The following is a 5,301-nucleotide window of genomic DNA, read 5'->3' as shown; positions in this document are numbered from 1 at the left end:
ATGGGAAAGGCTATGGGAAGGATGGTTCATATTACAAACCATCCTTGAAGGTTACTTGCTTGCACAGTCTCTTGAGCTATAGATGTGATCAAGAGACAGGCCAAAGGGACCCATTCACTTTTTAAGCTCCGGAAAAAACGTTCCATCGGGCTGTTGTAGTGGCATGATAATTCCGGACACCTCAAAAGCCTGCTAATGTTAATCACATGACAATGAGGTGTGACAATGAAAGTGAAACTCACCAAACGCCACTATTCCGCTGAATTTAAGCTGGAAGCGGTTCAACAGGTTGGCTGAACAACCGTCAGGGGCAACTCACGGCGCTGCGTAATGCGACACTGGCACTGACGCATTCTCTGGATAACACCGGGGGGCAATTACAGGCCCATCAGCACCTGAGCGCCCGGGGTGATAGACTGGCTCTGGCCAATACCGGGGGAGACATCCGGGCGGGTCAGACGTTGTCGGTCAGTGGGGTACCCGGGCAAGACATTCAGTGAACTCACCCCGGATGAGAAGGAAAAAATCAGTAACCTGTCTACCTTAGCCGGTGGGATCGCAGCAGGACTGGCCACAAACTCCACGGCAGGTGGGATTGATGGGGCGCAGACGGCGAGAATGCGGTCGAGAATAACTATCTTCATCTTTCTGAGAAGGTGAAAGAGGAGCAATTAAGCAAGAAACAGGCTGAGGGCACTCTCACGGAGAGTGAACATAAGGAATTAACGACACTTAAGAAAGAAAGCCAATCGCGTGATGAACGATTGATGAGTGCTTGTCAGGGAAGTTTAAGCGCGAATTGTTTGCGTGAGCAAAAATTAGCCATTGAAGCTCAGAAATCTTATCAAGGTTATGCCGAGTACCAAACTTATTATGATGTACTGAATCAATATCCTGATGAAATGGCAAAATTTGGTCAGCTGATTAATGACTATTCTCACGATATCATTAGGTTGGTTGAAAAAGGTTATACCCCTGAACAGGTCGTGCTGCCAATAGTTAGATACGTATTTTTTTGAAGAGGAACATTAGTTCGTAATTCACTAATTCATTCGCAGTTTTCTATCTTTTGAAAGCCATAGAGCATATGTCAATCTAACTATTGGAGTCATGACCCTCTCCCTGACGCCCCAAAAATTCCGCCGTGCTCCTGACATTATTTTTTGTCCCGGGAAATGAATTACCCATTGACCGGATGATTTCTGCTGATTAGCGTAGTCAGACTTATCCATGATCCGGTCGCTTGTGAGGATCACCTTCGGGCAGCGACAGCAACACTCCTGTAGCCTGCAAGGGAGTACACTACGGTGTGGTACATCTGCGCCCCTTTGGAAGCAGATATCGTCAGTCTGATGACGATGAAGGTCTCTTAATCTCATCCATGATGGTCAACCGGCCAGTCACCCAACGGGGAACACATTTCCCATTGGGTCAGGTGTTCTCCGTTGTTTTTATCAGGAGAATACTATGCAACAACATACTACCCCGGCCACGGTGCACACTGTGTCTCCGGCTGAACTGTCCCCTTTTGCTGAAATTTTTCCGCACACCGGTTCACTGGAACTGATGTTGCTGGAGCACACGTTCATTAAAGCCGCTGCCGGGCTGTGTGACGATGACCGGTGTGACCGATGGCAGTGCCGGAAAGTGTCAGACCCCATCGCCTATATCGTGCCGGCCGGGTTGAATCCTGCGGTGGTCAATGTGAGTACGACGGACTTTAAAGGTGAAGTCTCCGCCGATGCCTTTGGGCTGATGGTGACCCTGAGCGTATTGGGTTATCTGACTGACCTGATGAAGCTGGACGGATATGCTGAGCGGCTTTGCACCCTGCGTGAATATGCGCGGCAACATCCTCAGGCTCAATGTATTCAGGCGGCTCTGGGCTTAAAGGGAGAGCGTGATGCCAGATAATGAACTGATGCTGCTGGACAGCCTGGCCCTGTCGGTCGTGTTTCCCGACAAAACGCCACTGGAACGGTTGTTTCTGGGATTCCTGCTGGCGAATACCGCCTCACAGTTGTGTGGTGAATATCGTCCTGAGCAGTGGCGCAGCCGGAACGTGTCTGATTCCCTCACGTATATGATCCCCACCGCGGCAAAAACCTATTCGGTTTATCTGCCGGAGACGAAATTAACGGCCACGCTGTCTGCGGATGCGTTTGGTCTGGCTGTCACCGCGATTGTGTTTGCCCGTATCGCTGAGTTGGATGAACCGAATGCCGATGCGTTCCGGTTCTGCGAACTGCGCGAATACGCGCTGCACCACCCGGAAACCGGGCTGCTGCGTGCGGTACTGGCGATGCAGCCCAAAGAGGACATCATCAGCTCGTCACTTATCCATAACAATAATAATCACCATTGACGTTATCAACCCATGAGGTTGTTAATCCTTTTCTTTAGCGCCTGACCGGGGAGCCGACAACACCTTCCCGTATTGGGCGGGTGTTGTCTTTTATTGACCTCAAATCAAGGAGAGCCACACCATGAACCCGATTTTTTTACCTGCGCCGGAGAGCACGACACCGGCCTCGCAGGAAGCCATTTTTACCGTCCAGGTCACCGGCCTGATACAACATCCCCAACGACCCCAATCGCTGTGGGAGGAAACGCTGACCGTGTGTGAGACCGACTCGGTCACCGAAGCGGTACAGCGGTTGAAAGTGATCCATCTTTTGGGTGACTGGCCGGTACCGGAAATGCCCTCAGCTCAATGCCGGCGGGCTTTTTTTCCACTGACGGTGATGATTTATGACGCCAAAGATAACAAGGTACTCGGTGGTCGCTTTGATGACGAGATTGTCTGGGCACAGCCGGTCACCGTGACATCAGAGCGTTTATCACTGGTGCAGAAACAACAGCGCTTGTGTCAGTCGGCCACGTTTGAGTTGAGCTGGCAGAATGCCGGGGCGGCCCGTGTCCTGTGGCATGAGGCGAATTTACTGTCGCTGCATGTGGTGTCGCCCGATTATCAGCACCATCCTGAAGTCCGGGATATTCTCCGACACGGCACAACCGTCAGCGTGTGAAGGAGAGGTATCACCCTGGAACCTTTACGTTTAACGGTCTGGCAGGTGATAGCGGACATGTTGCTGCAACATCATTTTGGTTTGCGCCTGAATGACACGGCATTGTGTGAAACCGAAACGGTAACCGAACTTATCGCCAGTGGCATCCGGCCGTCTGATGCCATCAATGAACGGGGGGATAAATACGATTTAACCCGACTGGACGCCTCGGCAATGACGCCCGGTACACCATATCTGGGGGTGCATGATGAACTGACGGTCATTGTCGACAGTCAGGTTGCCGGTATCTTCAGACGGGATTTCAACTGACACTTTTCTTCAATCACCCATCGGGGGAACTGACTTCCCTGGGGGAACAGTTTCTCCGGTTTTTAAACTTAAAAATCAAAGGAACTTAACCATGGCAGAATGGGTCACTAATCAACTGGAAATTACGGGAAAATCCGTTTGTCTCGATGTGATGCAGCAATGGGTCTGCGGAGAAGAAGTCCCCCGTTACCGGCAGGCGGTATTACAGAGCCTGCGCCTGTTTCTGGCCGGCTGTGCGGGGATACTGAAACCCACCAAACCCCTCACTTACACACCGTATCCGGAACTGGTGCGGGGTACGGCAGCGCCGACTGCGCAGAATCTGGCGTTTGAACAGTGGCTGGCGTTGTTGCAGGACAATGTGTTGTTAACCACAGAAAACATGAAGCGGATTGACAGTATCTACCGCCAGTCAGGCTTAAGCCTGCTGCTCTGGGAGACTATACCGGCGTCAGCACGTGACATGATTGCCCACCTGCTGACCCGTCAGTATACCGACTGGTTTGGTGTGGTGGGGTGGTCTGACAATCTTGATATCAGTGCATGCTGGGAGAAACTGTCGGTTTACCCGACCTCGGCGCAGCCCTGCGATATGCTGATGATACGACCGACCCGGCTGGCGACGGAGATTAACGGCAACAGTGGCTTACTGAAAGGAATGACCACCACAGCGCAGTGCTACGATGAGCACTATGGGCTGGAATGGCCGTTCGGTCATCATGTCCGCTGGGAACGACGCCATGTCAGCAGCTTAACCGTGCGTTTTGACACCCCGTGGGTCCCCCCTTCGGCGGAATTGATGGGCGGGCTGTCCTCGGTATTTGACTGTGAAATCCGCCACTGGTACAGCGAACCGTCAGGCCAGCTTAAAGGTTACGACTGCTATGACCAGGGCGAGCATGTGGACAGTCATAACGGGCAGGCCGGGCGCGAAAACCGTCCGGCCCTGTATCTGGTTAACGGAGACAAAACCGAACCGGCACTGGCACTACCGGCGATGGCCGTCGGCCAGTAACTTTTTGTTCAACGCAGCATCAATTTATCTTGACTTCAACCGAAAGGGGAAACACATTCTCCTTCCGGGGCGTGTTTTCCTTTTTTTATCAGGAAAACACGCCATGGCTTCTTGTCCGGACTACCAGAAAAACTTTATTTCACTGTTTAAACAAACCGCCCGTTACCGTAACCGGTATCGGGTTTTTCAGGATTTTTGCAACTGTGCAATGGCGGCCATTCACAATAAATACTGTTTCAGTGAGGAACTGGAGCAGTTCTATCTGAAAACCATCAACAAGTATGAACGGGAAGATATTGACCGGATTGTGAAACTCTTTTCCTATACCGCGCTGGCCCTGGCAGAAGCCCCCTGTGATTTTCTCGGCAGCGTGTTTATGCAACTGGAGCTGGGCAATAAGGGACTTCAGCAGTTCTTTACGCCCTGGAGTGTCGCCAGAATGATGGCACAATTACAGTTGAATGAGGTGTCTGACTTGTTGCAGACCCAACCCTTTATTACTTTCCACGAACCATGCTGTGGTGCGGCCTGTATGATGTTGGCGGCTGCCGAGGTATTAAGGGAGCAGGGACATGATCCGTTGTCCAGTATGTGGGTGTCTGCGATTGATATCGACCCGCTGGCGGCGGTGATGGCGTATATCCAGCTTTCCCTGACCGGTATTCCGGCGGCGGTCACCATCGGTGATGCTCTGTATGATGGTGGCAGCAAACGAACACGCTACACACCGGCCCATTATCTGGGCAACTGGTCGCAGCGTTTGCAGGCATATGAACAAGTAGCCTGATTTCTGTTTGCATCTTCTTTGTTCCACTACTGCGCCTTTCGGGGCGCTTTTTACGTTTAAGTGTAAGTCATACAAACAATTTTCATTTTCGCAAAAAGAGTTTCGCCTTGTTTCAGCGTGGGATTGACCGACACTGGGCTAAATTTGAAGCCAAAGAGGAA

General features: G+C 51.6%; 9 protein-coding genes. All 9 read left to right on the top strand.

Annotation, left to right across the window (positions count from 1 at the left end; translation table 11 throughout):
* Positions 1-293: 293 nt before the first annotated feature.
* Positions 294-500, top strand: coding sequence for a hypothetical protein (locus Xind_RS24650; protein WP_420856080.1), 207 nt, complete (start codon positions 294-296; stop codon positions 498-500).
* Entirely contained in the window at positions 409-660 is a 252-nt protein-coding gene (locus Xind_RS24645; RefSeq protein WP_420856079.1) for a VENN motif pre-toxin domain-containing protein, read from the top strand. Before Xind_RS24650 ends, Xind_RS24645 begins: the two co-directional genes overlap by 92 nt.
* Positions 657-1,019 carry a DUF6862 domain-containing protein gene (locus Xind_RS17460; RefSeq protein ID WP_187650633.1) on the top strand — a complete coding sequence of 121 codons (363 nt, stop codon included), beginning with the start codon at positions 657-659 and terminating at the stop codon, positions 1,017-1,019. The genes Xind_RS24645 and Xind_RS17460 overlap by 4 nt, the downstream gene beginning before the upstream one ends.
* 448 nt (positions 1,020-1,467) lie before the next feature.
* The gene (locus Xind_RS17455) at positions 1,468-1,914 is read left to right on the top strand and encodes an antirestriction protein (protein WP_187650632.1); all 447 of its coding nucleotides are present in this window, start codon (positions 1,468-1,470) and stop codon (positions 1,912-1,914) included.
* Positions 1,904-2,365 carry an antirestriction protein gene (locus Xind_RS17450; RefSeq protein WP_187650631.1) on the top strand — a complete coding sequence of 154 codons (462 nt, stop codon included), beginning with the start codon at positions 1,904-1,906 and terminating at the stop codon, positions 2,363-2,365. Before Xind_RS17455 ends, Xind_RS17450 begins: the two co-directional genes overlap by 11 nt.
* 121 nt (positions 2,366-2,486) lie before the next feature.
* Entirely contained in the window at positions 2,487-3,029 is a 543-nt protein-coding gene (locus Xind_RS17445; RefSeq protein ID WP_187650630.1) for a hypothetical protein, read from the top strand.
* A 9-nt stretch (positions 3,030-3,038) separates the two neighbouring features.
* Positions 3,039-3,338 carry a TA system toxin CbtA family protein gene (locus tag Xind_RS17440; RefSeq protein WP_338114367.1) on the top strand — a complete coding sequence of 100 codons (300 nt, stop codon included), beginning with the start codon at positions 3,039-3,041 and terminating at the stop codon, positions 3,336-3,338.
* A 91-nt stretch (positions 3,339-3,429) separates the two neighbouring features.
* Positions 3,430-4,353 carry a DUF1281 domain-containing protein gene (locus tag Xind_RS17435; RefSeq protein ID WP_187650629.1) on the top strand — a complete coding sequence of 308 codons (924 nt, stop codon included), beginning with the start codon at positions 3,430-3,432 and terminating at the stop codon, positions 4,351-4,353.
* Between the two features lie 103 nt (positions 4,354-4,456).
* Positions 4,457-5,140: an N-6 DNA methylase gene (locus Xind_RS17430; protein ID WP_187650628.1), complete on the top strand. Its 684-nt coding sequence runs from the start codon at positions 4,457-4,459 to the stop codon at positions 5,138-5,140.
* The last annotated feature ends 161 nt before the right edge of the window (positions 5,141-5,301 follow it).

Source organism: Xenorhabdus indica, assembly GCF_014467235.1.
Lineage (GTDB): Bacteria > Pseudomonadota > Gammaproteobacteria > Enterobacterales > Enterobacteriaceae > Xenorhabdus > Xenorhabdus indica.
This window is presented reverse-complemented; position numbering and strand designations above follow the sequence as displayed.

Excerpts from the sequence above, each read along its gene's own strand:
- Xind_RS17455 (WP_187650632.1), top strand. The coding sequence starts at position 1,468 with ATGCAACAACATACTACCCCGGCCACGGTGCACACTGTGTCTCCGGCT.
- Xind_RS17430 (WP_187650628.1), top strand. The coding sequence starts at position 4,457 with ATGGCTTCTTGTCCGGACTACCAGAAAAACTTTATTTCACTGTTTAAA.
- Xind_RS17435 (WP_187650629.1), top strand. The coding sequence starts at position 3,430 with ATGGCAGAATGGGTCACTAATCAACTGGAAATTACGGGAAAATCCGTT.
- Xind_RS17445 (WP_187650630.1), top strand. The coding sequence starts at position 2,487 with ATGAACCCGATTTTTTTACCTGCGCCGGAGAGCACGACACCGGCCTCG.
- Xind_RS17450 (WP_187650631.1), top strand. The coding sequence starts at position 1,904 with ATGCCAGATAATGAACTGATGCTGCTGGACAGCCTGGCCCTGTCGGTC.